This is a genomic window from Paenibacillus sp. GCM10027630, from assembly GCF_042676305.1.
GTDB lineage: Bacteria > Bacillota > Bacilli > Paenibacillales > NBRC-103111 > Paenibacillus_S.
In genome coordinates, this window is record NZ_JBHTGY010000015.1 from 13,145 (window position 1) to 40,108 (window position 26,964).

Annotated in this window: 26 protein-coding genes; 8 read left to right on the forward strand and 18 right to left on the reverse strand. The window is 45.6% G+C overall.

The genetic code is table 11. The features are described from left to right. Positions 1–45 precede the first annotated feature (45 nt). Complete coding sequence (locus ACFQ0C_RS07730) at positions 46–1,071, forward strand: alpha/beta hydrolase (RefSeq protein WP_379365560.1); 1,026 nt, start codon at positions 46–48, stop codon at positions 1,069–1,071. Between the two features lie 83 nt (positions 1,072–1,154). Here ACFQ0C_RS07730 and ACFQ0C_RS07735 read toward each other — a convergent pair whose 3' ends face one another. The 15 genes from ACFQ0C_RS07735 to ACFQ0C_RS07805 form a co-directional block, all read right to left on the reverse strand. Then, positions 1,155–2,162 (reverse strand): tripartite tricarboxylate transporter substrate binding protein, encoded by a 1,008-nt coding sequence (locus tag ACFQ0C_RS07735; protein WP_379365562.1) that lies wholly within the window; start codon positions 2,160–2,162, stop codon positions 1,155–1,157. Positions 2,163–2,206: 44 nt separating this feature from the next. Next, positions 2,207–3,712, reverse strand: coding sequence for a tripartite tricarboxylate transporter permease (locus ACFQ0C_RS07740; RefSeq protein ID WP_258217846.1), 1,506 nt, complete (start codon positions 3,710–3,712; stop codon positions 2,207–2,209). Between the two features lie 10 nt (positions 3,713–3,722). Next, complete coding sequence (locus ACFQ0C_RS07745; protein WP_258217847.1) at positions 3,723–4,178, reverse strand: tripartite tricarboxylate transporter TctB family protein; 456 nt, start codon at positions 4,176–4,178, stop codon at positions 3,723–3,725. A 22-nt stretch (positions 4,179–4,200) separates the two neighbouring features. Then, positions 4,201–5,109, reverse strand: a complete 909-nt coding sequence (locus ACFQ0C_RS07750) for a dihydrodipicolinate synthase family protein (protein ID WP_379365565.1) — start codon at positions 5,107–5,109, stop codon at positions 4,201–4,203. Positions 5,110–5,421: 312 nt separating this feature from the next. After that, positions 5,422–6,435: a LacI family DNA-binding transcriptional regulator gene (locus ACFQ0C_RS07755; RefSeq protein WP_258217849.1), complete on the reverse strand. Its 1,014-nt coding sequence runs from the start codon at positions 6,433–6,435 to the stop codon at positions 5,422–5,424. A gap of 125 nt (positions 6,436–6,560) precedes the next feature. Continuing rightward, positions 6,561–7,196 (reverse strand): dihydroxyacetone kinase subunit DhaL, encoded by a 636-nt coding sequence (dhaL, locus tag ACFQ0C_RS07760; RefSeq protein ID WP_379365568.1) that lies wholly within the window; start codon positions 7,194–7,196, stop codon positions 6,561–6,563. A gap of 27 nt (positions 7,197–7,223) precedes the next feature. Beyond that, on the reverse strand, positions 7,224–8,225 hold the full coding sequence (locus ACFQ0C_RS07765; protein WP_379365981.1) for a dihydroxyacetone kinase subunit DhaK: 1,002 nt from the start codon (positions 8,223–8,225) through the stop codon (positions 7,224–7,226). Positions 8,226–8,810: 585 nt separating this feature from the next. Further along, positions 8,811–9,404, reverse strand: coding sequence for a GTP cyclohydrolase I FolE (folE, locus tag ACFQ0C_RS07770; RefSeq protein WP_258217851.1), 594 nt, complete (start codon positions 9,402–9,404; stop codon positions 8,811–8,813). A gap of 94 nt (positions 9,405–9,498) precedes the next feature. Then, on the reverse strand, positions 9,499–9,708 hold the full coding sequence (locus ACFQ0C_RS07775; protein WP_171651726.1) for a YneF family protein: 210 nt from the start codon (positions 9,706–9,708) through the stop codon (positions 9,499–9,501). An 88-nt stretch (positions 9,709–9,796) separates the two neighbouring features. Continuing rightward, on the reverse strand, positions 9,797–10,828 hold the full coding sequence (locus ACFQ0C_RS07780) for an HD-GYP domain-containing protein (RefSeq protein ID WP_379365571.1): 1,032 nt from the start codon (positions 10,826–10,828) through the stop codon (positions 9,797–9,799). A 28-nt stretch (positions 10,829–10,856) separates the two neighbouring features. Continuing rightward, positions 10,857–11,369 (reverse strand): methylated-DNA--[protein]-cysteine S-methyltransferase, encoded by a 513-nt coding sequence (locus ACFQ0C_RS07785; RefSeq protein ID WP_379365573.1) that lies wholly within the window; start codon positions 11,367–11,369, stop codon positions 10,857–10,859. Then, positions 11,347–12,459 carry a tRNA epoxyqueuosine(34) reductase QueG gene (gene queG / locus ACFQ0C_RS07790; protein WP_379365983.1) on the reverse strand — a complete coding sequence of 371 codons (1,113 nt, stop codon included), beginning with the start codon at positions 12,457–12,459 and terminating at the stop codon, positions 11,347–11,349. The genes ACFQ0C_RS07785 and queG overlap by 23 nt, the downstream gene beginning before the upstream one ends. Before the next feature lie 78 nt (positions 12,460–12,537). Beyond that, entirely contained in the window at positions 12,538–13,134 is a 597-nt protein-coding gene (gene lepB / locus ACFQ0C_RS07795; protein WP_379365575.1) for a signal peptidase I, read from the reverse strand. Position 13,135: 1 nt separating this feature from the next. Continuing rightward, positions 13,136–13,696, reverse strand: coding sequence for a DUF402 domain-containing protein (locus ACFQ0C_RS07800; protein WP_379365577.1), 561 nt, complete (start codon positions 13,694–13,696; stop codon positions 13,136–13,138). A 323-nt stretch (positions 13,697–14,019) separates the two neighbouring features. After that, positions 14,020–14,442, reverse strand: a complete 423-nt coding sequence (locus ACFQ0C_RS07805; protein WP_258217857.1) for a GNAT family N-acetyltransferase — start codon at positions 14,440–14,442, stop codon at positions 14,020–14,022. A 401-nt stretch (positions 14,443–14,843) separates the two neighbouring features. On the opposite strand from ACFQ0C_RS07805, the gene ACFQ0C_RS07810 reads away from it, so the two are divergent. From ACFQ0C_RS07810 to ACFQ0C_RS07825, 4 genes are all read left to right on the forward strand, one after another. Then, positions 14,844–15,032 (forward strand): hypothetical protein, encoded by a 189-nt coding sequence (locus ACFQ0C_RS07810; protein ID WP_258217858.1) that lies wholly within the window; start codon positions 14,844–14,846, stop codon positions 15,030–15,032. Between the two features lie 121 nt (positions 15,033–15,153). Further along, complete coding sequence (locus ACFQ0C_RS07815; RefSeq protein ID WP_258217859.1) at positions 15,154–15,771, forward strand: superoxide dismutase; 618 nt, start codon at positions 15,154–15,156, stop codon at positions 15,769–15,771. A 241-nt stretch (positions 15,772–16,012) separates the two neighbouring features. Further along, a complete protein-coding gene (locus tag ACFQ0C_RS07820; protein ID WP_379365580.1) occupies positions 16,013–17,131 on the forward strand; it encodes an HD-GYP domain-containing protein in 1,119 nt (372 codons plus the stop codon). 23 nt (positions 17,132–17,154) lie between these two features. Further along, the gene (locus ACFQ0C_RS07825; RefSeq protein WP_258217861.1) at positions 17,155–17,850 is read left to right on the forward strand and encodes a Crp/Fnr family transcriptional regulator; all 696 of its coding nucleotides are present in this window, start codon (positions 17,155–17,157) and stop codon (positions 17,848–17,850) included. Here ACFQ0C_RS07825 and mutY read toward each other — a convergent pair. Then, positions 17,845–18,990 carry an A/G-specific adenine glycosylase gene (mutY, locus tag ACFQ0C_RS07830; protein WP_379365583.1) on the reverse strand — a complete coding sequence of 382 codons (1,146 nt, stop codon included), beginning with the start codon at positions 18,988–18,990 and terminating at the stop codon, positions 17,845–17,847. The genes ACFQ0C_RS07825 and mutY overlap by 6 nt on opposite strands. Positions 18,991–19,046: 56 nt before the next feature. Between mutY and ACFQ0C_RS07835 the strand changes: the two genes are divergently transcribed. From ACFQ0C_RS07835 to ACFQ0C_RS07845, 3 genes are all read left to right on the forward strand, one after another. Continuing rightward, positions 19,047–19,910 carry a helix-turn-helix domain-containing protein gene (locus tag ACFQ0C_RS07835; protein ID WP_379365585.1) on the forward strand — a complete coding sequence of 288 codons (864 nt, stop codon included), beginning with the start codon at positions 19,047–19,049 and terminating at the stop codon, positions 19,908–19,910. A gap of 99 nt (positions 19,911–20,009) precedes the next feature. Continuing rightward, the gene (locus ACFQ0C_RS07840; protein ID WP_379365588.1) at positions 20,010–20,582 is read left to right on the forward strand and encodes a hypothetical protein; all 573 of its coding nucleotides are present in this window, start codon (positions 20,010–20,012) and stop codon (positions 20,580–20,582) included. Beyond that, positions 20,579–20,965 (forward strand): c-type cytochrome, encoded by a 387-nt coding sequence (locus ACFQ0C_RS07845; RefSeq protein WP_379365590.1) that lies wholly within the window; start codon positions 20,579–20,581, stop codon positions 20,963–20,965. Before ACFQ0C_RS07840 ends, ACFQ0C_RS07845 begins: the two co-directional genes overlap by 4 nt. A 318-nt stretch (positions 20,966–21,283) precedes the next feature. Here ACFQ0C_RS07845 and acpS read toward each other — a convergent pair whose 3' ends face one another. Continuing rightward, complete coding sequence (gene acpS / locus ACFQ0C_RS07850; RefSeq protein ID WP_379365592.1) at positions 21,284–21,691, reverse strand: holo-ACP synthase; 408 nt, start codon at positions 21,689–21,691, stop codon at positions 21,284–21,286. Positions 21,692–21,839: 148 nt separating this feature from the next. Beyond that, positions 21,840–26,897, reverse strand: a complete 5,058-nt coding sequence (locus tag ACFQ0C_RS07855; protein ID WP_379365594.1) for an S-layer homology domain-containing protein — start codon at positions 26,895–26,897, stop codon at positions 21,840–21,842. Positions 26,898–26,964: the final 67 nt, after the last annotated feature.

A 26,964-nucleotide genomic window follows, 5' to 3' on the forward strand; every position in this document is an offset into this window, starting at 1 on the left:
CCTATATATATTTTTAGACATCTAAGATCATGAGGAGGGATCCCGATGGAACCGGAACCACTTACTTCTATCCCGCTCCATACAGCACAAACCCAGATTGAAAACGTTATCATTAAACCCTCCATTGCCCGTCGCAGAATCAAACAGCTGCTTATTGCAATGATCTCATTTATGCTGCTCTGCTTCAGTCTAATCCTGGGATTTCATGCTTACATTGCCTGGACCTTAGCACGGCCGCATATTGACCCGCTTCGTTCCAACCCAGCTTTATCATTTGGAGCAGCGTATGAAAATATTCAGTTCCCAAGCTTGAATGGCAGCTCGAATCTATCCGGCTGGTTTATCCCTTCTGAAACCTTGGCTGAAAAGAGTAAAACGATTGTATTCTCACATGGCTACGGCGGAAATCGCGAAGAAATATGGGTTCCCTTATACAGTTTGGCCAAGGAATTGCATAAGCAAAACTACAATGTCCTCATGTTCGATTATGGTTATGTTCAGCCGAAGGAGAGCGTAACCGGCGGTATTCGCGAATCTCAAGAACTACTTGGCGCTATCAAATACGCGAAAGAACATGGATCAGGAGAAGTTTATGTTTGGGGTTTCTCTATGGGAGCAGGAACAGCGCTGCAAGCCGCCCTTCAAACTGAAGATATTGACGGTATGATATTAGACAGCACATTCATTCTTGAACCGGATACTCTCTACCATAACATGATTCAGGTGGCGAATTTACCTAAGTTTCCTTCCCAACCACTTGTGCATTTGTTCTTCCCGCTGCTCAATGGGGTCAGCCTGAACCAGATTCCTTATGATAAAGTAAAAGAAGCCAAATACAGCATGCCAATCTTTTTCATTCACAGTAAAAACGATGAACGCGCACCCTTCGAAATGGCACAGGAGGTATTCCGCAATCAGCCTGACAATTCCGGTTCACAGCTATGGCTGCTGACTAAGGAACGACATGAACTGATTTTTAAAGGTAATAAAAAAGACTACTTATCCTTAACGCTGGGATTTTTGAATGGATTATCTGCCACACCATCCAGCAGTATGGCACAAGCCAATTAAGCAGCCGTTCTCTCTAATGTAAACCAAGCAAAAAAAGATCACCCTTCCAAGTGGAGAGTGATCTTTTTTGCTGTTTCCAACACTTACTTCAACTTCATCGTAGGGATTAGCTCCGAGAAAAATTTGAATTGATCCTCGGCATACTTCGTATACTCGGCAGGCGCTTTGTAGGATAGTGTAAATCCACGCTCGGCTGCGAATTTTTTGAAGGCTTCCGAATTAACCGCTTCCTTCAAAGCATCAGCTAATACAGCTTTAACGTCTTCCGGTGTACCCTTTGGAAGCACAAATCCGCCCCAGCCTGCGATCTGTACATCAATTCCTTTTTCTTTCAACGTTGGAACGTCCGGAAAGTTTTTATCGCGTTGGTTGTCCATAATTGCAAGCACTTTCACTTTTTTGGACTCAATTGCACTTTTCACTTCCCCCGTGCTAACCGTTACCGCATCCAAGTGGCCACCCATCAAAGCCGTTACCGCAGGAGCCGCTCCGTCAAAAGGGATATCACTAAAAGTTACACCTGCTTTAGTTGCAAATGCTGTTGATGCCACATGCCAAATTGAACCAGCTCCGGAATTTCCTACTTTAATTTTGCCTGGATTCTTTTTGGCGAATTCGATAAACTCTTCCACCGTGTTGTAAGGAGCGTTAGCTGTAACCGTTAATGCTGCCGGAATTACGGTCGCTTGTGCCAGCATGTCAAACTTGCTCGGTTCCAGATCAGAAAGCCCCAAAGCTTTATGCATTACGAGCTCAACAGGAGCATAACTGAGTGTATATCCATCTTTTGGACTTGCTTGTACATAGGATAAGCCTACACCGCCAGTACCCCCTGATTTATTTATAACCACAACGGGCTTCTTTAATTTTTCTTCCATACCTTTAGCAATAATACGGGCTGTGCTGTCCGATGCGCCTCCAGGAGCAAATGGAACTACTAACGTAATTTCCTTCTCAGGAAATGCCGCCTTTTTCGGTTGATCTTTTGCTTGCCCGCCTGCCGCTCCTCCTGTTGCCGCTCCGCCTTGTGTGCCGCATCCTCCCAATAATAATGCCAATGATAAGCTTGCACCCAAAATTGCTTTTTTCATATTGAATTTCCCCCATCGTGAATTAAATTTAATTAAGATTTATCTTACATTTCGACATCTCCGGCAAACTTGGACTTCCTGTTCTTTATTTCCGCTGTAACACTAAAAATTAATACAATGAAAGCCAGTATCAGCAAGGTTGCAGAAATGGGGCGGGTGAAAAATTGAAGAAGATCTCCTTCAAATAGCTTGTACGATTGCAGCAAAGAGCTTTCCATCAGCTTGCTTAACACAAACGTCAACACGATTGGGGCCATCGGAATATCCAGCTTTTTCATCACATAACCTACAATACCGAATACAAACATAACTCCGACATCCCATAGATCATTATTGACGGTATAGGCACCTAACACCGATATAATAAGAATGACCGGATATAGAAGCTTTGGGGGTACCATTGCAATTTTGGCCCACATGCCCGCCATTGGCAGATTCATAAATAAGAGAAATAAATTACCTATAAACATACTGGCGATAATAGCCCAAACGAAATTCGGGTTAGTCTGGAACAGTACAGGCCCTGGAGTCAAACCATGCATAATAAATGCACCTAATAAAATGGCAATGGTCGGCGAGCTCGGAATGCCCAGGGTGAACAACGGTATAAGGGCTGAGCCGCAATAAGCGTTATTAGCCGTTTCCGGCCCCGCTACCCCCTCGATAGCACCTTTACCGAATCTCGATGGATCCTTGGCAATTTTCTTCTCCAATGAATAGGAAAGCATAGTAGGTATAACCGAATTGGTACCCGGTATCAAGCCTGTTATAAACCCAAGCACCGTTCCTCGACCGATGGAGTTGGCCGTCCCTTTCCATTCACTGCGTTCAGGCAGCAGCCCCTTCACTTTGGCCGGTCTCTCCGAGGTCGCCAGGTTCTCCATACCGATCAAAATTTCTGAAAGACCGAACAGTCCCATAGCAACGGTTACTAAATCCAAGCCATTCAATAGAAACGGTTGATCAAAAGTAAACCGGATGGCTCCTGAAACCGGGTCCATCCCGATGAGGGATAATGTCAGTCCGAGGAACGCCGCAATCATGCCTCGCACTAGCGATTTCCCCATCAAACCAATGACCATGATCAATCCAAAGGACATAAGAGAGAAAAATTCCGGCGGCCCAAACCGCAAGGCAAATTCCGCAAGGGCAGGACCAATTAACGCCAAGCCGATAATGGAAACGGTTCCCCCGATAAATGAACCAATTCCCGCCACACCGAGAGCAACACCGGCTCTCCCTTGTTTAGCCAACGGATGTCCGTCTAGGCAGGTAATAACAGAAGCCGCCTCGCCCGGAGTATTAATCAGCACCGATGTAATAGTGCCTCCGTACATACCGCCATAATAAATACCTGCAAGCATGATGATCGCGGATACTGGCTCCATCCCAAACGTGATGGGTATCAAGAGTGCGGTAGCCGTTGTAGGACCCAGCCCAGGCAGCACACCTACAAACATCCCTACGGTGACGCCAATTAAACAATAGAGTAGATTCCAAAGTGTAAGCGCTGTCTCAAATCCTGCTATAAGTTGTGAAAAAGCATCCATCGTTTACACCTCACCATCCCCACACATTTACTGGAAGCGGAATACTGAACGCTGACTTAAATATCACAAACAAGAGGATGGATACTAAAAGAGAAATGCCTAGCGCTGAATACCACTTGTACTCACGAGCAAACAACATAAACAGCAATACAGTGCCTGCGGTAATAAAGCCGACATAATTGACAATAAGCATAAATACTACAACCGAAGCCAGGACGGAGAGAACATTCCCCAGTTCTCTCCCCTTTGGAAACACATCGGCAAAACGTATAACAACCTTTTTAATCGACTGCCATATGTAGATCAATGAAAACAGCATAAGAATGGCAATCAACCATCTTGGAAACATTCCCGGCCCAGGTCCGAAATTAGTCTGATACTTCAGCGACAATGACTGCCAAAAAAGGACTGCAGCGAAAAGGAATACCGTAACACCTACCCATACCCCCGCATTTTGCTTGCCCATTCCGATTCACTTCCTTTGACGATTATGCGAATAACTCGCTTGCCTCTTCATTCAACTCTTGCAACGCTGCTCCGAGGGCTTTTACTTCTTCAGGGGTGAGATCCAACTGCGGCGCTCTCATGAACCCAGCCTCAATTCCTCTTAATTTGAGAGCTTCTTTATAATAGGACATATTGCTTCCATTTTTCAGCAGTTCACAATATTTAATCGCAATACGCTGCATCTTTCTTGCTTTGATGATGTCATTTTCTATAAATGCGTTATAAACAGCTACAAAAGGCTCCGGATATGCACATGAAACACCTGACACCACACCATCACAACCCATGGCTAATCCCGGAAGAAATAATTTATCTGCACCAGGCACAACCGAAAACTTGCCTTCATTTACTGCTAGATATTCGTTAACACGCAAATAATCAGGATAGCTGTATTTTAAGCCAATTACGTTCTTGCAACGATCTGCCACACGCTGTGCCACTTCCGGTTTAATATCATTTCCAGCTAATTGAGGGATTCCATACAAGTACATCGGAAAGTTATCCGGCACACTCGAAGCTACATTGACAAAATAAGTTTCCAGCTCCTTATCATTTGCAAGAAAGAACACAGGGGAAACCACGCCGATACCGTCTGCGCCAATTTCATAAGCATGTTTCGAGAGGGCGATTGTATCTTCCTCATTCATAGCTCCTGTATGTATGTATACGGTTACACGTTTGTTCGCTTTTTTTACAACCGCTTCAGCAACTGCTTTTCTTTCTTCCACAGACATTCTCAGCATTTCGCCCGTTGTTCCAAGCGGATATAAACAGTGTACTCCTTTTGAAATCAGAAACTCGGCGATTTGTTCAACCTTTCCCAAATCTACCTTTCCATTCTCATCGAATGGAGTCACCATAGCTGTAGTCACACCGTATAAATGTTTCATTTTCTTCATCTCCTAGTTTTAGTTAGTCTCTCTTGCGACAGCATTGTGTTCCTATTCAACTCCACTTTTTGCCTTAACCTTTGAAAATCAACGACTCTTTTAGTATAACGTTTCATTAATTAAATAAGATTATTCAATTAATAAACAACCGTAACGGGGTATATCACTACCATTCCATGCTGGATAGGAGTAACACCCATTTAATTTAGTATAACGTTTCACTACATTTGTATTATAATTTGTTTCCCCTTACATTTCAATACCAAAAATACTAAAATAGTTCAGGGGAGGTTAACGCCAGCAGTAACCAATCTACTGTTGAGGTCTTGAACATGATCCTCGAATTAGCAGCTCTGGTCTTATAACAATTTGTTTGGGTTCAAATGATTCTGTCATGATGAGCCTATTTTTAAGAATAGCCGCCGCCTCGACTCCAATTCTTAATAAAGATTGAGTAATTAAGGTTAATGGTGGCTGCACAAGCTCCCATTGCGTGCTATCACCAAATGCAATGACAGAAATTTCCTCCGGTATTTTGAGTCCTTGTTCTTGTATAGCTTTAAGCATACCTACGGTCATTGTATTATTACAGCAATAGATGGCTGTTGGTCTCTCAGGCAGCAGCAGCAATTCAATAGTTGCCTTATACGCCTCGTCGGCTTTAAATTTTCCAGCTACTATTAAAGACTTGTCTTTGGAGCATTCCAGTTTGTCTATGGCCGCGAGCGCACCTTCCAGCCTCTCTTTTCCGATTGAAATATTTTCTGTACCGTGTATGACGCCAATCCTTCTGTGACCCAAAGAATGCAAATAAGAAACAGCTTCGTACGATCCGTAATAATTATCATCAACAATAATATCACTTGTTATGCCGTCTACCTTCCTATCGACAATAACTACAGGGATCTTGTTGTTAATAACGGATTGGATCATATCGACGTTGCCGCCTGTGGGAACAAGAATCAATGCATCTACTCTCTGCTCCAATATTAGTTGAAGCACCTCACGTTCGGTAGTCACATCTTCATTATGGCTCATAATCAACATGTGATAATTCATGGATCGAACTCTATCCTCGATAACTTTGGCCAAAGACATCATATAAATATTAGAAATATCCGAAACAATAACTCCGATTTTGTTCGTCTTCAAAGCTTTTAAACTTCTTGCGTTAGCATTTACCTGATAGTTTAGCCGTTCTATCGTATCCTGCACCTTTTTCTTAACTTCGACACTGACGTAGTCTTTATTATTTAAAACTTTCGAGACTGTCCCAATGGATACTCCCGCGCTTTTAGCAACATCTACTATTGTAGTTTTTTTCATAAAAATCCTCCTGGCAATAACAAACACAATGACTAAGATTATGTTTTATTATAGTATATAGTCTTAGCATAGTTTTAGCCAAGGTTGCATCATAAAATAATAGACATACTTGTTGAAGCATGCTTTTATCCTAAATAATTAACAAAACCCTTTAAAAATAACGCTCCCACAGTAGCCCCCGGATCTTGAAGACCGATAGATCGCTCCATATATCTGCCCGCCCTACCGTGCTTGGATTGCATGGCAATTGTCTTTGTAACACCACCCTCAGCAGCCTCGTAGCCTTTGCAAATGATTTCTTTTAACGAAGCCTGTTCCCGATTTGCTAAGCTCATCGCTTCTGCAGCCGGTACTAATGCATCCAGTATCGTTTTATCGCCCATCTGCGCTTTACCTCTATCGCTTATCCCTTTAATCATAGCCTCGATAAACAGGATTAAATCCTCGCCCGATAATTCTGTCTTTCCCGATAGCGCTTTGCCGCCTCTCAATAAAGCTGTTGAGAATAGAGTGCCCATCGTTGAGGCTACCGTTTCTCCCATAACAAGTGCACTTTTAATAAACAACCCGCTAATATCCTCATCTGCAATAGCCGGAATATTGGAGACGATTGCCTTAAACCCCTTGGACATCGTCAATCCGATATCGCCATCTCCCAATGCTCCATCAAGCCTGCATAATTCGTCTTTATTGTCATCCATGATCTTGCTTATTGTTTCTAAAATTTGAATCAAATCCGCTTTCTGAAGAAGCTCTTTCATCCTTATTCTCCTTTCAACTTACTATTGCTAAACTTGTACGCGAAATGGGGTATTGAATGGAACATCAATCAGTTCTTGAAGCTCGTCATCCAGATGCAGAATTGAAACGGAAAGGCCGGCCATCTCTAAAGATGTGGCAAATTCGCCAATATATCGGCTGTAAATCTCGATTCCATATCCTTCAAGCAAGGTATGAACAGCTTTGTAAACAATGTATAATTCCTCCAGTGGAGTCGCACCCAAACCATTGATCAGTACGGATACCTTCTGTCCTTTCTCAATAGGCATGTCCTGAAGAATCGAGGAAACCAGCGTTTGAGCGATTTCGTCGGCAGATTGAATGGTTCCGCGCTGGATGCCCGGCTCACCATGAATCCCCATCCCCACTTCCATCTCGCCTTCACCTATGTGGAATGTCGGATGTCCCACTGCAGGCAATATGCACGGACTTAGCGCCACGCCCATGGTACGAACTCTCGCATTAGCCTTTTCTGCAATTCTTTTAACCTCATCCAAGTCAGCGCCTGTCTCAGCTTTGGCTGCGGCAAGCTTATACAGATAGAACATCCCAGCGACACCACGCCGCTGCTGTTCATGATTCTTAGGCATAGAGGCAACGTCATCTGTTGCGACTACGCTCTCTACACGGATATTTTCCAAGTCAGCCAGTTCGGAAGCGGTATCAAAATTCATAACATCGCCGCCGTAATTACCGTAGATATACAGAACCCCCTTGCCTCCATGGATAGCACGAGTCGCATCCAGCATCTGGTTGGGGTTGGGCGATGCAAAAATATCACCTACAGCCACTCCGTCTAACATTCCTTTTCCTACGTAGCCCAAGAACAACGGGAGGTGTCCGGAGCCGCCCCCAGTAGCAATAGCAACCTTACCTTGCACGGGTGCATCCGCTCTAACAAGTGCGCGATTATCTTTTCTAACGCTTTTTAATTGATCCGAATGAGCGAGCAGCAATCCTTCCAGCATATCATCAACTACATTCTCGGGATCATTAATAAATTTCCTCATACTACTCATTCCTTTTCCTCCGATACATTCTTGATTAGTATAACGTTTCACTAATTGGGTAAATTCCATGAGTACTCCATAGTTGTCCTAAAGCCGTACAAATCGTCTCGCTTGTTGAACTGCTGTAAGAATAACCGCTCAACCCAGCTGTCCCTCAAAGAATATCAGGTCGACCAGATTATTCTACATGAGTGGATAAAAACTCATACTTCCTTATCAACGAACAAATATGGCAGAAGGTGTAGGATAACGTTTTACTATTTTGATTATAAATTGCCGTTGTTTTTTTATCAACCTCTATTTCTTTTAAAGTATAATTTACTACTGCCACGAACCTTTTCTATAATCGAGCATTAAAAAAAGGAAGAGGAAACAGGGCTGCAGCCGCCATATCGAAGCCATGCTTTCAATGAATTGATCATTCAATAAAAACACGTCTATCATGGCGGCCCTCAACATACCCCATATCCTTTTCCTCTGAGTACACTTCCCTGTATATTCTGGATTACCGATTAAATCTTACAAAACCAGCTTCCAATCCAGTCTGATCACCAACCTCAGCCTCGGTCAATAACACTTCCTTGGCTAGTTGTGCCGGATCAACGATAAAAACTCGGATCTTGATGCAGAGTCCGTACGGAATAAACCGCGAACAGCGGATGTAACCGTCTTGCTGCCAGGCTTTTTAACTCCCCGAGCGCACATGCACAAGTGTTCACCCTCTACAACGACCATGCAGCCGTGAGGAGACAGCTCTTGATCCAGGATGTCGGCAAGCTCCGAAGTGATTCGCTCTTGCACCTGTAGCCTGCGTGTGACCGCCTCAACGAGGCGAGCAAACTTGCTAAGTCCTGCAATTTTCCCGCTCGGTATATATCCAATATGAATTTTACCGAAAAAAGGAGCCATATGATGCTCACATTGACTGTAGTAGACGATGTCTTTGACAATAACCAGTTCCTCATGCTTTTCGTCAAACGCTACGCCCAAAATATCCTTGTAGTCTGCTTCATAACCAGCAAAAATTTCTTCGTACATCCGGGTAACTCTGGCCGGTGTATCCAATAAGCCTTCCCGGTCAACATCCTCACCGATCAGCCGCAATATCTCACGCACATGTCCTTCAATTAATGCGCGGTTTGCCTCAACGCTAGTGTTCTTATATTCTTTTGCCGGCATAACTTTACCTCCTAAGAGCCTCGCTCTGGCGAAACTCACTTCGTAAGCATTTTCTTAGTTTTGGCATAAGCTAAAAGCTGTAAACTCGCATCTATTAACGGAATTTTTGTTTTTTCATCATTTGTTGAGCTTTGTTTAACTGCTGCTTGTTCATGTTGTAGCCCATTTTTTTGGCCATCTCCTGAAGCATTGCCGGGTCGCTTTGCATTTTCTCAAGCTGTTTACGCAAATAGTACACTCCTGCAAAAAAACCGCCTACTGCACCAACAATCAAAGTTATAGCCGAAGTAATATATATCCACATGTTTGGATTCCACCCCATTCAATATTTATCATTGTATCATCATAGCAAATCAACGGTCCGCATTCAAACAGGTCTTTATTCCATTTCACTACGTTAAAACGTTATCAATGAATACGGTTGTCGACTTGGCAAGATCGACTTCCTTGACCTCCAGGTCAGTCCCCGACTCCGCCTTTACAATTCGAACTACCGGACGGCCCGGAAGCCCTCTGTGCTGTCCAACCACCACACCGGTTTCCTTAGTGGATAACCGAACTGAAGCACCCGTTGGATAAACAGATACGGTTCTCAAGAAGTGAATTACAATCTCCCGATCCAATTGTGTACCGGCCAGAGCCGTCATATGCTCGCAAGCTTCATGAGGGAGCATGCGCCGGCCAAGCGATAAATCGAACAGCAGGTTATCGTAAGTATTGGCAACCGCTGTGATCTTGGCATACAGGTGGATCTGATCCCCCTGCATCCCCCTTGGAAGCCCGGTGCCATCTACACACTCATGATGCTGAAAAGCTACGTGAGCGATCAGCAAGCTGAGCTCGCGTTTATTTTTCAGTACCTCAAATCCGCGCCAAGTATGATGCAGCTTAATATCCTCTGCTTCGTCATCTGTGATTTTCTCAACTTTGCCTATATCATGCAGCATAGCCCCTATCGCCAGCTCGCGCAATTGGGTAGCGGGGAGTTCCATCTGAATACCAATCATCACCGACATCATGCTTACATTAAGAGCATGGACATACATTTCGTTATCCTTGGTTCTAATGTCGGATAGCTGAACCAATACATCCTTGTTTCTCATAACTTCTTCCAGCAGACTGTCTATGCTGACATTCAGATTCTTGGTGTTAAAGTCCTTGCCAGAGCGAATAGAATCGAAAGTGTCGCCCATACGCTGTATTACAGCACGCTTCGTCTCTTCAGAAATGATATCGATAATTTCAATATCCTCAAAAAGCGGGTCCTTAATATAAACCATTGTAACCCCGATGCGTTTTAATGTTGTGATCATATAAACCGTTAGCTGAACCCCTTCCGACAACAATATGGCGCCGTTACCGGAAAAAATCGTCCTTCCCAAATGCTGCCCCTGCTCGACATTATCAACGTGTACGTACCTCATCGGGTCCTCTCCTTAGAGCTTCTTTAGTCTAGATCTTGTAGCCTTCATGCTGCAGTAAAAAAGTTTTGACATTCAGTCCCCCGCCATACCCTACCAAGGACCCGTTTGCCCCTATAACACGATGGCAGGGCACAATAATCGGGACAGGATTTTGGTTGTTAGCACCGCCAACAGCTCGAACAGCCTTAACGGAATCAACCGCTTGCCCAATGTCCTTATAAGAACATACGACGCCATAAGGGATACGGCTCAACGCCTGCCACACCTTTACCTGAAAAGGAGTCCCTCTTAAATCCAGCTCCAGCTCAAACTGTGTTCGATCCCCAGCAAAATATTGCTGCAGCTGCTCCATTGCTTCCCTTAGCAGCGGCATGTCCAACTGCCACTCAAGCGTTTGGAACCAACGTTCAGACCACTTTTGAAGCTTGGTCTCCACATCGGCAAATCGTCCAAACTCAACATGACAAAGCCCTTTCTCGGTGGCACCAAGTACAAGCGGGCCAATAGGTGATTCCACTTCAGTGTAGCTCATATGTGCCATAGGCCTTCTCCATCTCCTTACGCACGACCACGTCCTGCTCTACCGCTAACCGCTCATTAAGCGCAGCCGTTGCCAGTTCGCCCCCGATTCTTCCTAACGCCCATGAAGCTGCCGCACGAATCTCCGGCCGTTCATCCCGTTCCAAAAGCCTGATCAACGCGGATACTGCGCTCTCATCTCGAAAATGTCCCAGAGCCAATATAGCATTGCGCTGAATCGGCTTTCTCCCCCTCCAAGCCGCAGAGCTTGAGCCAAACCGCTCCTTAAATTCACGATTGCTCATCTCAAGAAGGGGAAGGAGCAGAGGCTTGGCCTGCTCAGGATCAGGCTGCAGCTCAGGCTGATGCGTCCAGTTCTTCCCTTTATTCTTTGGACATACGATTTGGCATGTATCACAGCCATATAGCCGATTGCCAATCTTCTCTTTCATTATATCATCTTCGATATGACCTTTGGTTTGCGTAATGAATGAAATACAGAGCTGGGCATTAAGCTGTCCGGGACCTACCAGAGCTCCCGTCGGACAAGCGTCAATACATAATGTACAATCGCCGCAGCTTTCCGTTACTGGCGTATCGGGCTTTAGAGGGAGATTGGTAACCATTTCCCCCAAGTAAACCCAGGAGCCGTACTCTGGTGTAATGATGGAGCAATTCTTGCCGCTCCAGCCAATGCCCGCTCTCTCAGCAACAGCCCTGTCTACTAAAGCGCCGGTATCTACCATGCTTTCCATGCGAGCATCGGGAAGCCGCTCGCGTATCCAAGCCTCCAGCCGCTGCAGTCTGTTTCTAAGCACATGGTGGTAGTCCATCCCCCAGGCCGACCTTGATAGAATGCCGCGGTAAGCCCCCTTCTCCGAACGCGGCGCGTCCTTAAGCTTGGACGGATAGGCTATAGCGATCGAGATGATAGACCTAGGTTCAGGCAAGCTAAGCGCAGGGTCCGTCCTTTTGTCCAGATCGGGCTCCTCGAAGCCCGACTCAAAGCCCCGCTCACGGTGGCGAAGCAGTATATGCTTCAGTTCACCGAAAGGGTCAGCACTGGAGATCCCAATCTTATCGATGCCTAAATCTGCGGCGGCCTTCTGCATATCAACCTTCAACTGATCCCAATCTATGCTGCGCCATTCTGCTGCAGTCTCCGGCATTGCAAGTATCACCTCGCCTGTTTATAGCTCTCTAAAGTTTTTCAGCGGCCAGACGATCAAGTCGGCCCGCCCTTCCACCTGCTCCACCGACACAGCGCCGAAACTACGGCTGTCATAGCTGGCCAGGCGATGTCTGTTATCCCCCATAACAAACAAGCAGCCCTGCTGAACGGTATAAGGATCGAAGCGCCCGTCCTCAATCAGAGAATCCGTGTAGGCCTCCTGTATTTCATCGCCGTTGATGAACAATTTTCCCTGCCGTATCGTCACTTCATCCCCTGCAATTGCAACGACACGCTTCACCAGATAAGGGTGATCCGTCTCAATTCCTTCAGGCTCTTTTACAACAATAACATCCCCCCGCTGGGGAGGCCCTGTAAAACGTGCAGCCTTATTAATAAACAGCCACTCCCCTTCCTCCAAGGTAGGCTTCATGGAAGACCCCTTCACGGTGGAAAGATGGAAACCGTATTGATGAATGAGGATAACAATGAAAAGGGCTATCACTATCGATTTCATCCAATCCCATACCTCCGCCAAAAATCCGGTAGAGCTATCATCCATCACTTTTTCCTTGGCCAGCTCTTCATTCGATTTCCTCGGAGCAAAAAAATTCATGCTACGCCTCCGTCCCTCGACCTTTCCACTTTTCCCATTCACGAAAGTAGTAATGGATCAATTCCTCATGAAAGGGCGCGCTATTCTTCTCAATTCGTTTCAACAAGTCCCTTAAACCTTGCTTCACCTTACTATCAACGATGCCGGGGTAGTGGTAACTTTGCTTGTGCCTCTCGTATTCCTCTTGATCAACGATGTGCACATCCCCGCTTGGCATCCGAATTACGTCCAAATCATAATCGATATAGGTCAGAACATTGCCTGTAACATAAGGCGGAGAAGCAATATTGCAATAATAACGCACTCCGGATTCCTCCAGAAGCGCAACGACATTAAACCATTGCTTTGGAATGAAAAAAGAAATCCCCGGGATTCGGCTAACCCATTCTTTTCCATCTGCTTCTACAATTTTAGTCTGACAGTTGATGAAAACTTTCATCGCTTCAAATTTATGCGTTTCATGCAGCAGCGTATCGGGAACAAGTGCATTTTCGAGCCACATTCTATGCAGATGTCCATCATGCTTGAAGCTTTTTATTATATAGGAAGAAAAAGTCGACATAGAGGTCCAAACCCTTCTATTTTAACATGCCCACGTACTGCAATCACTGATTGGCAGTTTTTACCGATAGCAGCAAACGACAGACGCGTCTTCATTAAAAGGCCTGGATAAAGAAGCCCGTTCATACTAGCATAAACTTATGCAGGACGGCTTTCAAGAGCCAAGACAATTCGATAAAACAAAAATTCCATGGATACGAAAAAACGAGGGCCAATCTCTACACAAATTAATATTCATTGAATAACAAAAAAGCACAGCCTCTGCATGTGCGAGTTGGCTATGCTAGTCTAAGCACCTTATTCCGTATAGTCTTGCTGCAGCTGTTAGCCGTTTACGATACTCAGGCGATGAGCCGTACGTGAAAAATCGGTAGCTTGATACCCAGCCGACTCATACACCGGTAAAATCATCTCGTTATGTACATCTACTGTAATCATAATCCGGCGTACTTTTCTTTGCACAAAACGTTGTCTCATGGACTCAATTAATGCTTTGCCGATCCCTCTGCGTTGAAATTGCTCGCTTACGGCAATGCGATAATAATAACCTTCGTGGTTGTCGATCGTTCCTACGATAACACCTACGATTTGTTCGTTTTCGATAGCGATAAGTACAAGCTCACTATCCCAGGAAAGTTGTCTTGCAAAAGCTTCCATAGTTTCCTCATAACAGGCCTCAGTCAACACATTGTTGAATAGCTCTGTAACGGAAACATAATCGGACAATTGGAAGGAACGAACAAGCATCTTCTGCATTCTCCCCGCAACTATAATTTTTATGCATTAAAATAAAATACGACAAATATCGCTATATTCCTGCTCAATTGTCTAAAAAAGTGTGAAAAACTTAACAATAATTTAAAATGCTCATGAAAGCGCTCTATATTAAGCGTTTACATTCATTTGTAGAAGGCTTTTTTGCTGTATTTCTTATATTTTTAACATCAGCAGAGTAATTCCTAGGTATTTATACTTATTTTCATTTAGAAGGAACTGTTTTGCATAAAAATATCCAAGTAGTGATATTTTACTATAGGAGGTTGTCCACACAAAGTCCCTTGTACTATTTAGAGAGATGGCGGATACAGCAGGCGGCACTCTATGAAGCCCGCTTCAACTAATGCTGACACTTAAGGAGGTATATTTAAATGGCCAATGCAACAATCGACTCCGACATTCGGCGTATTCACGAGCTAAATGATGTAGAGTCCTCTGCCTGGACGAACGAGGAGCTTCACTATCACCAACGCGTAATGAGCGATCTGTCCCCTTGGCTTAATGCACAGGGAACAGCTATGCTGAGCCAGATCATTCAAGAAATTGTAAAAAGAGATTGAGCATTGAAGCTGCTTTGAAACATGATCAATCGGACACTTTATATACATACATGTTGCTTTTATATCAAAAATAAGGGATAATATGTATTGCAATTACATATCCATTAGGAGGGATTTACGAATGGCACATCAATTACCAGCTCTGCCTTATGCAAACAACGCTTTGGAACCTCACATCGACGAAACAACGATGATGATCCACCACGATCGTCACCACAACGCATATGTTACAAACCTGAATGCAGCATTGGAAGCTTATCCTGAGCTTCAAGCTAAAAGCATCGAAGATTTGATCGCAGATCTTAACAGTATACCGGAAGGTATTCGTGCAGCTGTTCGTAACAATGGTGGCGGTCATGCTAACCACTCCTTGTTCTGGGAAATTATCGGACCTAACGGCGGCGGCGCACCAACAGGCGCTTTAGCTGATGCTATTGCTAGCGAGCTTGGCGGTTTTGACAAATTTAAAGAAGATTTGGCTAAAGCAGGCGCTACTCGTTTCGGAAGCGGCTGGGCTTGGCTTTCTGTAACTCCAGAAGGCAAACTTGTTGTAAGCAGCACTCCAAACCAAGACAGCCCGATTTCGGAAGGCAACACACCGATCCTCGGTTTGGACGTTTGGGAGCATGCCTACTACCTGAAATATCAAAACAAACGCCCTGACTACATTTCAGCGTTCTGGAACGTTGTAAATTGGTCTGAAGTTGGCAAACGTTACGATGCAGCTGTAAGCAAATAAGTTAAGAATTAGTAAAAACCAGAAACCCGGGATCCTTTGATCCCGGGTTTTTTTTGCCTAAAAATTAATTTACTTGCCCAAAATTTAACTAAAATGACGAAAATGGTCTTTTTTTATCCAAAAATGTTTCGAAAATCACAGAAATAAGTCCTATACTGTGAAACAATGGGAAGTATGCTCACATGACTTATGGCTCATAGCTTGTGACATAATAACTAGAGTGTAAAGGCGGTTTGGTTCGATGAGACTAATTCCAATTTCGTTGATACGTCCTGGCATGCGGCTCGGCAAGCCAATTATGTCAGAGGAAGGGCGAACATTGCTCGGCTATCAGGTTGAGCTTTCTCAGGGCCTGATTAATAAATTAAAGCAGATGGGCTACCAGCAGCTATATATTGAAGACAACCGGACCGATGATATTTATATCGAGGATGCTATCCGTGAAGAAACAAGAGCTGTTGTAAGAAGCCAATTGATCCGTACTTTCCAAATGCTGCAAAGCTCCAGAGCACTGACGGCAGGCGACAGAAATGCGCTTTCCAAAACTGCGCTGCAATGCATCGGGCAGGTTAATGATGATCTACGGCTGCATACTCGCCCATCGGATGACACCATTATGCTCATGCTGATGAATCGGAGCAGCTTCTCTATCTTCGAGCATTTTTTCCAGAATGCGCTCAATGTGTGCGTCTATGCCTCGAGAATCGGAATGATCGAAGGGTATAACCGGGAAGATTTGGAAGCGCTAAGTTTGGGTGCTATGCTTCACGATATCGGCAACACTCAAGTGCCTCAAAATCTTCTGCTCAAAGCATCCGCACTCACAACTGTGGAGTTCGAAGAAGTAAAGAAGCATACCGAGCACGGCTTCAATCTATTGAAAGAAACCCCTGGCGTTCCGCTGCTTTCGGCTCATTGCGCCTTACAGCATCATGAGAAAATCAACGGTACAGGTTATCCTTTCGGACTGTCTGGAACCGGCGTACATCCCTTTGCCCAATGGGTTGGATTGTTGGATGCGTACGACGCCATGACGAATCCTCGGCCTTATCGTGCATCATTACCTCCAGATCAAGCTATTGAAGTCCTTTTCACAGGAGCCGGTACGTTGTATGATATGAGTAAGGTGGAATTTTTCCGAAATAAGGTGGCTATTTATCCGGTCGGCCTCAGCGTTCGCTTAAGTACCGGCCAGTTGGGCATTGTGTCCAAAATCAACCCGACGTTCAAACAACGGCCTGTGGTTCGGATTTTGACAAATGAGCATGGCATGGACTTACGGCATCCGGAAGAGATTGATCTCTCGAAACACCTTCACATCATGATTTTTCGCATTGGGGAAGATGCACTGGTTCAATAAGTCCGGAAAAGAGATGAAGCTTTATGCGTAACCTTGTACCTTTATTACAGAATGTCCCGATTTTTCAAGATTTAACAACTGGTGAGTTGGAAGCCATTGCCCCATTGTTCGTAGAACGCACTTTCAAGAAAGGCACGATCTTATTTTTTGAAGCCGACTTGGGGGATGAGTTTTTTCTGATTGAATCAGGTGTCGTCAAAATTTATCGAATCGATTATGCAAAAGAAATTATTCTTGCTTTGTTCCGTGATGGTGATTTTTTCGGTGAGATGTCCCTGATCCAAAAAGGATTAACTCGTTCAGCCACTGCTGAAACTCTTGAGACAAGTACAATCTACACCTTGGTCCGCTCAGAATTTTACCAATTTCTGGAACGAACACCCAAGCTTAGCCTGAGACTGCTCGAAGCAACTATGGAACGACTGCGCAAAGCCAATGAGCAAATCTACGACCTAACCTTTCTCGATGTCAGGATGCGTATCATTAAAGTCGTTCACCGATTGGCTGAGGAGCACGGTGTTATCAAGCAGGGCAATTTGATGATCAACATGAAGCTGACCCACCAACAGTTGGCTAACCTGGCCGGAACCGTTAGAGAATCAGTTACCAAGGTACTGCAGGAGCTGCAGGAGGATCAGATCATTACGATTCAGAAAAAGATGATTTACATTAATAATCTGGAAGCAATGAGAAAGCTGTTCCCCCCTCCTACCTCATGACATTTGCTTTTCTTGAAAATAACGGTTTAACAGCTTTAAGAACACGTTAGGAAAAGCAAACTGCTCCATCATCGACGAATCCACCCATTGATAACGAGAAGGCATAAGCATGCCTGAGCCTGTAGACAACACGGACGGCTCCAGGCTGCAAACAACGACCTGCATATCCCAGTGTATGTGACTGAATGTGTGCTCGGCCTTCATAAACAAGCGTTCCGGGCACACACCTATCGTTTCTTCTGCCAGCTGATCCGTCAACAAGCTTATGGATGCCGGTATGGCTTGCAGAACGGTCTGCTCCTGGGCTTCATAAGTAAAAGGTACCTCTGCATGAGGCAGTTCCCACATTCGGGCAAGAAGCCCCTCCTGCGGCCGCTGCCGGATTAACACTTTACCTGCATTGTCACCGTTGCCTTCAATAATAGCTGCTATCCGGTATTCCGGACGAGGGGGCTTGGCCTTTTTCTTCACAGGCAGTTCTTCTTCCATACCTGCGTCTCTAGCCGAGCAATGCTCCATTACCGGACAGGTCAGGCAGTGAGGCGAACGAGGCGTACAGACCATTGCGCCCAGCTCCATCAGGGCCTGGTTGAAATCACCCGCTGCCCCTTCAGGAATAAGCTCCTTAGCCAGCTTTTCCATAATACTCCGTGTCTTGGGCTTCATAATATCTTCTTCGATGAGAAAGTAGCGCGACAGCACACGCATAACATTGCCGTCTACAGCCGGCTCCGGTTTGTTATAGGCTATACTTAGAACGGCTCCAGCCGTATAAGGGCCAACTCCCTTTAGCGTTGAAATTTCCTCAAGCGTGTCTGGAACCTTACCGGCATACCGCTCCTGTACTTCCCGAATCGCCCCTTGCAGATTGCGGGCCCGCGAATAATAGCCAAGTCCCTCCCACAGCTTCAGCACATCTTCTTCAGGCGCATCAGCCAATGACTCCATAGTCGGAAACCGTTCAATAAACCGGTGAAAATAAGGGATTACCGTATCAACACGCGTTTGCTGCAGCATCACTTCAGATATCCAAATATAGTAAGGGTTACGGCTGCGGCGCCAAGGCAAATCCCGGCGATGGCGGCGGTACCAGGCAAGCAGATGGGTTGAAAAGTAATGTTTTTGAATTGAGGTGTCCATTTGTTCTCCTTCATATGATAAAATAATCTGAAATTAACCCTCGAGGAGTGAGTCGAATGTTAACTCCCGGTGAGCTGGCGGCAAGATTGAATAAACTGGTTATTTCCATCCTGCTTGTCGGTCATCAAAAATGCAGCCCACAGTGGCATCAGATTCCTAGAGCGATTCAACATCATTCCATATGGCTAATCATCAAAGGTAAAGGTACATTTACAATAAACGGTACGCTTTACCCTGCTGAGCCTGGGAAGTTCTTTTGCTTCAGCCCGGGAATGGTAGTTGAGCGTCAGACCGATCCTGAGCAGCCTCTCGAATACTACTTCCTCCGCTTTCATTATACGGAAACTTATGAAGAGAAGGAACAGTGGATTTATCGCAGCTCTGCGGACTCCCCGTTCCCGCTTGATGGAATGTACACCGTAACGAATACCCCGCAGCTGATTTATTTATTCGAGCAGCTCGACCTGCTGTGGAAGCGCAGAGGCCATATGACCGTTATGCGGCGAAAAATATTGCTTCTGGAATTTTTCATGACCTTGATTCAAGATTTCCGGACGCAAAAAATATCGGGAGACACAACGGCTGCCATCGAGCAGACTCAAGACTATATGATCGGACATTATCAAGAGTCGCTGACACTAGAAGGTCTGGCGCAATCAGCAGGTTTGAGCGTGAGCCATTATTCCAGACTGTTCAAAAAACACATTGGCTACAGCCCGATTGATTATTTGACACATCTGCGTGTAGACCGTGCCAAGGAGCTGCTTGTGCTATCCGATTACCGCTTAAAATCTATTGCAGGCAGCGTCGGATACGCCGATGAATTTTACTTCAGCCGAATCTTCAAAAAGGTGACCGGAGTCTCACCGCGTGATTATGCCAAAAAGCATCGCTTCTCGCCTGTCGCGGACCATCATTAGCCTCTGCAAAGTTTGACTTGTCCGGCTCAAAAATGCTACGCTACCAAGTGATAAAACGTGAGCGGCTTAGCAGTTTCGCGCGGATGAGGTGATCGTTATATGAAAACTGGACAAGCGTCTGGACATCAGTTATTACAGCTGAACAATATAAGCTGGGGACTGCCCTACACCGTGTTTCTTTATATATGGGGCACCCAGTGGGTGCTTTCTTCATGCATTGGCTTTTGGGGTCAATGGCAGGACGTTGAGCTCTGGCAGCAGCTTACTGTCTGGTTGGCTTTGGCCGCCAGCCTGTATGCTCTAATTGCCAGCCTTCGTTCTGGCAAATGGCGACAGCTTGCCGACCAGGGCGGCAAGGCAGCGCTGCCCTTGCTTATGAGTATAGGAGCCGTCAGCGTGCTCCAGTATGTACAAGCGGTGGATCCGTTTTTTGCACCGCTGTTAAGATCATTCGTTCTGGCAATCGCCTATGCCCAGCTGGCCATTTGGCTCGGCAAGCCGCTTATCTACATGAGCCTATGGTTATTCCTGCTTACATCCGTGGTAGCGGTTTGGTATCTCGGTTTTGCCTCGATGCTGCTTGGCGGCTTCGGTGGACTGAGCATGATTGCCGTGGCTTGGATGATACGCAGCTGGAATCGAAACTCCAGAACCCGGGAGGTATCTAAATGACAATCAGCCAAGCTGGAATACGCGCTGCTGCAGCCCTGCTGCTTATTGCAGCTATTGCCGGGTGCGGCAGTGTTGATAAAAACGCCGAGCAGCCGTTCGGAGGAGCTAAGAATAACATGGCGAGCGGCCAAGCGGAGGCATTCGCAGGGGCCTCTGAGCAGGTGCAGTCGGTGTATAAGCAGAGCTGCCTATCCTGCCATGGCAATAGTCTGGAAGGAAGAGTTGGACCGAAAACCAATCTTCAGAAGGCTGGAGGCCATCTGACCAAGGATCAAATCACCAAACAGATTACTGGCGGCGGCAATGGGATGCCGGGCTTTGGTGGTAAGCTGAAGCCTGAGGAAATAGATGCCTTGGCCAGTTGGCTGGCTGAGAAGAAGTAATAAGAAAAGCTTCTATTCGAAGCCCTTTCGATGAAGATACATTCGTGTCTAAGCGGTAGCTTTTCTTGCAATAACAGACTTCTTCAGCTTCGCTGAAAACTTATAAGTCTGATATTATAAGAAAAGCTTCTGATCGAAGCCCTTTCAAGGAAGATACATTCGTGTATTTATTGTAGCTTTTCTTGCAATATCAGACTTCTTCAGCTTCGCTGAAAACTTATAAGTCTGATATTATAAAAAAAACATCCGAGCAACCATGCATTTCAGTGCAGGTTCAGGATGTTTTTTTCTATACAAATTAGCCTTAAGCTTCAAAAATCATGCGCGCTTCCCAATCGCTCTTAATTCCACTACTGCATAGGCCATAGCAATAGACTCCGTATGAGTAATACTAAGATGGATGACTGTGGTTTCCAGCTCTAGCTCTAAACGGTGTAATGCCTCAGCGCTAACACGGCAAATTGGCTTGCCTAGCCGGTCTGGAATGATTTCAATATCCTGCAGCGACACTTGCTTGCCAATGCCACAGCCTAACGCTTTACTGACCGCCTCTTTCGCGGCAAATCGGCCTGCTACAAATTCAGCTATTCGTCCCTGACGTTTCTTCGCTAGCTCCTGCTCTTCAGGCGTAAGCACACGGGCGGCAAACCTGTCACCGGACGTACCCTCCATAATCTTCTTCACTCTTGCAATCTCTAGCAAATCAGTTCCGACCCCGATGATCATAACGATTGCGCAACCTCGTTTCTATACCGTTAAATATAGTTACATCCTAGCGAATTCAGCTGTGGAACGCAACCTTTCCCGCATCAATCTATTGATTGATACGACAAAAAATCAGCCGCCTTCCCTAGCGCGGCTGATTATTATGGGTTTATTGCACGTCGTCTGAGAGCTTGCTCTTCCAAGTCTCGCTTCCATCTGCATTACGGACCGCTTCATGTGAAGAGGTTGCTTCCTGCACATCTCCAAAGCCCCAGTGGCTTTCCGTAACATCCGGGAACAATGCTTCAATTCCTTTCAATGGACCGCGGTACAGCATGCGGTTGATCATGGTTACTGCTTCGACTCTGCGAATGCTGTCTTGAGGCTTGAACGTTCCGTCCGGATAACCGGAGAGGAACTTGCCGCGGTACAGCTCTTCAATTGCGTCACCAGCCCAATGGCCTTGAGTATCTGTGAAATGCAATTGGCCCGACCCGCTCACGTTCAATCTCAAGAAACGAGTCATAACAGCTGCCAATTCCCCTCTGGATACTTGAGCCTCTGGACGGAAGCTTCCATCTTCAAACCCGCTGAAATAGCCATACTTGGTTGCAATCTTAACGTAATTTGCGGCCCAATGTCCCTCATTAATATCACTATAAGTGAGAGCATCGCTTACTTTAACATTCTCCGTCAATCTCGCCACGATAGCAGCGAGCTCGGCACGGGTCAATGAGTTATCCGGTTGGAATTTGCCGTTCGGATAACCGAGTATATAACGTTGATGCTTCAAATTATCGAAACGGTCTGAAAACACTTGGACTTTCACTGCTGAATCAACCTTCACAGCATTGGCAGCATTGCCATTAGCTATGAATTGTCCCGGGATGTCATAATTCGCATCTGATGCTGCCAGAAGCCCCCATTTCACATCAACCTTAAAGCTTCCTACTTGTCCAGCAGATAGATTATTGACGTTCCAGGAAATCGTTCTACCGTCAACTGTTCCGCCATTTGCGTTCACCAGCTCCGCTCCAGCAGGAAGCGTAATGGAGATTACGCCGGTTTCCAAAGTCGAGCTGGATTGATTTTTGTAATCAACCGTAATGATCGATTGACCGCCTTCTTTTACAATGTTTTTATCAACGGAAAGATTCAAGGTTACGTCCGGTGAAACCGGTACGTAAGAGGATCCTCCGGACCTGCTGGATGATCTTCGAATCGGGTCAAGCTCCGCATCGTATTTGACTAACTCAGAATCAACTTTGATTGTATCGCTTGTTTTCGCCAAATAACCGTCTTTGGTTATAACCAAATAATAATCCGTTTCCGGGTATACCATGTAGGCATAAAAGCCTGTTGCATCGGTGAGCTGTTCAGGGCTCTTATTGTCATTCGGTGCAAAACCCGAAAGTGGCGGCAGCACAACACCTGTGTGTGGAGTTTTACCGTTATCCTTGTTTCTTTGCGTGTCCGCATAATACAGCGTTACTTTGGCCCCTGGTATAACCTCCTTCGTTACTGCATCTGTGATCACTCCATAAGGATCGACCAGCTCTTGGGAAATATTCATTTCACCCGATGCCGTAACTTGTACCGTACTCCGTTTAATGACAATTTGCTGGCCTGGCTCAATTTCATAACGGATTTCCAAGCTGTAGACCATGCCTTTGCTTAATCCGAAAGCATTGAATACGCCTTGACCTTGTAGTTCAAATCCTTTTGGACTACCGTCTCCTTCAGAAATATAGTTTCCTTGAGCATCCTTCAAATAGACCTTCATTTTATGGGTCAGATCCGTATTGAACAGGCTTGGTTGACCATTCTGCTTTTTGAATAGAACAATACCTGTTACGGTTTCTTCGGAATCGAAGTTGTCATGCCCATCGCCGTTCACGCTTCCAACCGCCGCTTTCTGCGTATAGGTTACTGGAGTTTCCACGCCACCGATATTTACGGTTTGGGTGAATTCAAGCGTGTACTCTCTGTCCCCTTCAGGAACCGGTAAGGAATAAGATCCGTCAGCTTGAGTTACAATCGTCTGATCAAAATCGACCCCTGGCTCAATCTTGCCGTCCCCGTTAATATCCAACGTCACTCTAACCGTTGCTCCAGCGACAGCCTGATGCGAATCTCCTTTTGTGATCACACCGCTGATTGTAGGAGGCAAGAAGGTTATTGCAATTTGATCGTGCGCATATACGGCCTTCGGTATATCAAGCACATTCGCTTTAACTGGAATCTGCCGCTCAGCTACACCACTGATCTTATCGGATTTAAAGGTAACTATGGCGATACCTTGACTGTCTGTAAGAACATGATCGGGACCAACAATAGATCCCCCGGCTGTTGCGCTAAATACAACCTCTGAGTTGGCAATAGGGTTCCCCTGCACATCCGTTAGAACTGCAGTTAACTTTGTTGTCGACTTCCCATCACCCAAAATTTTCTCCGGATCTGCTTTCAGCTTAAGAACTGCCGGCTCTGCAGCCTTGAATTTATTATCTGCCAGCCTGGAGCCAGGCTCTGCAGGAAGTACTGTATGATCTGCAGCTGCTGCTGTGAAGCTTACCGTATATTCGCCCGGAGTTGTTCCTTCAGGCAGTGTGTATGCAGCCGTACCCCATTTTTTGAAGCCGTCGCTTGCAGAAGTGGCCGGGTTCAGAAGGGTCAGGGCTACAGGTTTTCCATTAACAGTTGCTGTAACCTCAGCTGCTTTGAGCGAGCTTACGGCTGACAACTGAAGCAGCTGCCCAGGTATAACTTTGACAACGGTCGGATCTCCCTGATTTTTGTTGCCTGCCCATCCGTCAAGCGATTTGTTCACTTCTATTTGCACAGTTGCCGGCAGGCTTGTTTGTCCATTGCCGTCCGTCACTGTATAAGTGAAGCTGTCTGTTCCTGTAAAGGTCGGATTCGGTGTATAAATCCATTTGTCCCCATCCGGATTGTTCACGGTTGCCTTAACAAGTGTGCCTTTAGCCGGATTCGACTGAATCCCGTAAACAAGGCCGGTAACCGTCTCTAAATCGGAACCCTTCAGAATAATTGTAATCGGTTGAGTTCCCTCTTCCGCGCTGATCTCCACAGCAGAGGCAACAGGAACGCCGTTATAGGCGATTTTCACAAGGGCAGATGCTGCTGCAAATACCTTGCCATCATTCCCATTCCAGTCAAATGTGACTGTACTGCCGTTCGGCAGGCTTGCCGATGGTTGAAACTTCAGTGTGCTCAGCTGACTTTTGGTGATAGTTACTGTAGAGCCCTGAGCGATATAGACTGCGCTGGAAACAGGTGTATACCACAGCTTACCCTTAGTATCGAAATTACTAGGCAATGTAAGCTTCACTTGTGCCAAGTCATCATTATCTGCATCCAAGTAGGCTGGGGGGACTGAAAAATCAGCTGCGCTAAAATGAATGACCGCTCCCGCGAGACCTGTTTTAGTTACATCTGCCACGACGGGCGGGTTGTTGATCAGAATGTTAACTGTTTTCGGCTCATGAGCGTACTGGACTCCATCTGAAGCGTTCCAGTCAAAAGCGACTGTTCCAGTAATTCCCGGCTCAGGAATGAATTTTAGTTTACCTAGATCTGTAGCAGGGATTGGTTGATAAGCAGCAACCGTTACCGGTATGCCTCCGTTATCAAGCACTACCTTCCCTTTCGCAGGATCCGGTAAAGTCACGAGTATAATAGTATTCAGAGCTTCCGTATCAACATATTTGCCTGTAAAATCGGTTGGTGCAAAGCTGATTGTATCGCCTTTATTTGCAGTTTTTGTAATATTCCCAAGTGTTGGTGCTAAATTGGGAGTAATATTCACATTGGCATCGAAAGTGGCATATTGAGTTCCGTCGAATCCATTCCAGAGGAAGGTTGCTTTACTAGTAAAAGCGCCACTCACCGGGATGAATTTAAGATTAGGCAGCTCGCTGGCTACATTGAGCTCCTGATCAGCCGTGATATCCTGAGGCGGGTTAGTGCCGTCATCGAGCACAAGCTTCCCTTTTGCAGGGTCTGGCAAAGATTTGATTTGAACCTTCGTCAGATTATCTCCGTTAGGGGCATTGTTAAGCTTGGAAAACTTATTCTTAAAGTCATTCGCTGTAAATACTACGGGTTCGTACTGAGGGAGCCCCGTCTTCGTAATATCCGCTACCTGCGGATCGAATGTAGATACTCTGTATATATGCTGTGCTTTCCCAGGATCAATAGGAATGTTAGTATTATTATTATCCTTCGTAGCACCACGATCATCGAACAGTAAAATATTAATAAAATATTCTTTATTTGGATCAAGGCCTGTCCCAAGCGAAATACCTGTCCAAGGCTTTGCTACATCCTTCACAGAGCCATTAAACCGTTGGACGGCCGTATCCAAATTCTGTTCAACTTCTTCTCCGTCAATGATTTCTTTTCGAATCAAGCTGACTTCCATAGCAAAGTTGCCGGACACTTTGGGCATAAATTCTGTATTAATTTTCATGACGCCGTTCACGATCTGAAAGTTGCCCTTGGTTATTTCACCATTCTCCCGGACACCGCCGTCAATAACAAGCTGGCCCCAGTCAATTTGAACAACCCACCCGCTATTAAAGCTATTAGTAGCCTTATAATAATGATGGGTGGAGATTCCGGCAAAGTATTCGGTGTGATCCGCTGTTATTGTTGCAGGATCTACACTGAGTACAGTAGTATTCCATGTATCGTTATTGCCGGATAACGCTCCGATATAGGCCGATTGTTTAAATTCCTTTTTATAGTTGGCCGTAGCGTTATTCCAACCATTACCGCTGGTAGGCCATGCCGTGTAAGGAGCGCCTAATTGGATATCCGCAGGGTTCGAGGAAAAATAAACTCGGTCCCATTCCCCGGTACTGGCGCTGCTGGTGCCGTCATATTCATCCACATCAAGAGCGCGGACGAGGAAATAGGCGCTTTTCTGCGGCTGTTTGTTAACACCTGTTACTTTAAACTCGATAGGATACTTGGCATCCCCATTTTTTATTTTGCTGCCGCCTACATCCAAATCTTCTTCACTAGGAGTTGGCACCCCATCGCCTGTAATATTTCCGTTCCAGTTATCCGTATCTTGGAAGTATGTATCTCCTTGTATGCCTACAGCTGATCCGCCGGCAGCAAATACAGGAGTTACCAGATTAAATACAATAAATATAGATAATACAAATGACAAAAGACTACTTTTTCTCCACTTCTTCCTCAAAACATTCTCTCCTTTCAAACTTTACACTGTCAGTTAGTGTCGTACTACCTTGAACGAAATTTATGGT

Bases quoted from the DNA above. Each gene is read 5' to 3' on its own strand.
- ACFQ0C_RS07810 (WP_258217858.1), top strand. From the start codon at position 14,844: ATGGCCAATGCAACAATCGACTCCGACATTCGGCGTATTCACGAGCTA.
- ACFQ0C_RS07785 (WP_379365573.1), bottom strand. From the start codon at position 11,369: ATGGCACATATGAGCTACACTGAAGTGGAATCACCTATTGGCCCGCTT.
- ACFQ0C_RS07755 (WP_258217849.1), bottom strand. From the start codon at position 6,435: ATGAAAAAAACTACAATAGTAGATGTTGCTAAAAGCGCGGGAGTATCC.
- dhaL (WP_379365568.1), bottom strand. From the start codon at position 7,196: ATGAAAGAGCTTCTTCAGAAAGCGGATTTGATTCAAATTTTAGAAACA.
- ACFQ0C_RS07800 (WP_379365577.1), bottom strand. From the start codon at position 13,696: ATGTCGACTTTTTCTTCCTATATAATAAAAAGCTTCAAGCATGATGGA.
- lepB (WP_379365575.1), bottom strand. From the start codon at position 13,134: ATGAATTTTTTTGCTCCGAGGAAATCGAATGAAGAGCTGGCCAAGGAA.
- folE (WP_258217851.1), bottom strand. From the start codon at position 9,404: ATGCCGGCAAAAGAATATAAGAACACTAGCGTTGAGGCAAACCGCGCA.
- ACFQ0C_RS07815 (WP_258217859.1), top strand. From the start codon at position 15,154: ATGGCACATCAATTACCAGCTCTGCCTTATGCAAACAACGCTTTGGAA.
- ACFQ0C_RS07775 (WP_171651726.1), bottom strand. From the start codon at position 9,708: ATGTGGATATATATTACTTCGGCTATAACTTTGATTGTTGGTGCAGTA.
- queG (WP_379365983.1), bottom strand. From the start codon at position 12,459: ATGCAGAAGGCCGCCGCAGATTTAGGCATCGATAAGATTGGGATCTCC.
- ACFQ0C_RS07835 (WP_379365585.1), top strand. From the start codon at position 19,047: ATGTTAACTCCCGGTGAGCTGGCGGCAAGATTGAATAAACTGGTTATT.
- ACFQ0C_RS07780 (WP_379365571.1), bottom strand. From the start codon at position 10,828: ATGAGGTACGTACACGTTGATAATGTCGAGCAGGGGCAGCATTTGGGA.
- acpS (WP_379365592.1), bottom strand. From the start codon at position 21,691: ATGATCATCGGGGTCGGAACTGATTTGCTAGAGATTGCAAGAGTGAAG.
- mutY (WP_379365583.1), bottom strand. From the start codon at position 18,990: ATGGACACCTCAATTCAAAAACATTACTTTTCAACCCATCTGCTTGCC.
- ACFQ0C_RS07740 (WP_258217846.1), bottom strand. From the start codon at position 3,712: ATGGATGCTTTTTCACAACTTATAGCAGGATTTGAGACAGCGCTTACA.
- ACFQ0C_RS07840 (WP_379365588.1), top strand. From the start codon at position 20,010: ATGAAAACTGGACAAGCGTCTGGACATCAGTTATTACAGCTGAACAAT.
- ACFQ0C_RS07765 (WP_379365981.1), bottom strand. From the start codon at position 8,225: ATGAGGAAATTTATTAATGATCCCGAGAATGTAGTTGATGATATGCTG.
- ACFQ0C_RS07845 (WP_379365590.1), top strand. From the start codon at position 20,579: ATGACAATCAGCCAAGCTGGAATACGCGCTGCTGCAGCCCTGCTGCTT.
- ACFQ0C_RS07820 (WP_379365580.1), top strand. From the start codon at position 16,013: ATGAGACTAATTCCAATTTCGTTGATACGTCCTGGCATGCGGCTCGGC.
- ACFQ0C_RS07825 (WP_258217861.1), top strand. From the start codon at position 17,155: ATGCGTAACCTTGTACCTTTATTACAGAATGTCCCGATTTTTCAAGAT.
- ACFQ0C_RS07730 (WP_379365560.1), top strand. From the start codon at position 46: ATGGAACCGGAACCACTTACTTCTATCCCGCTCCATACAGCACAAACC.
- ACFQ0C_RS07750 (WP_379365565.1), bottom strand. From the start codon at position 5,109: ATGAAACATTTATACGGTGTGACTACAGCTATGGTGACTCCATTCGAT.
- ACFQ0C_RS07805 (WP_258217857.1), bottom strand. From the start codon at position 14,442: ATGCTTGTTCGTTCCTTCCAATTGTCCGATTATGTTTCCGTTACAGAG.
- ACFQ0C_RS07735 (WP_379365562.1), bottom strand. From the start codon at position 2,162: ATGAAAAAAGCAATTTTGGGTGCAAGCTTATCATTGGCATTATTATTG.
- ACFQ0C_RS07745 (WP_258217847.1), bottom strand. From the start codon at position 4,178: ATGGGCAAGCAAAATGCGGGGGTATGGGTAGGTGTTACGGTATTCCTT.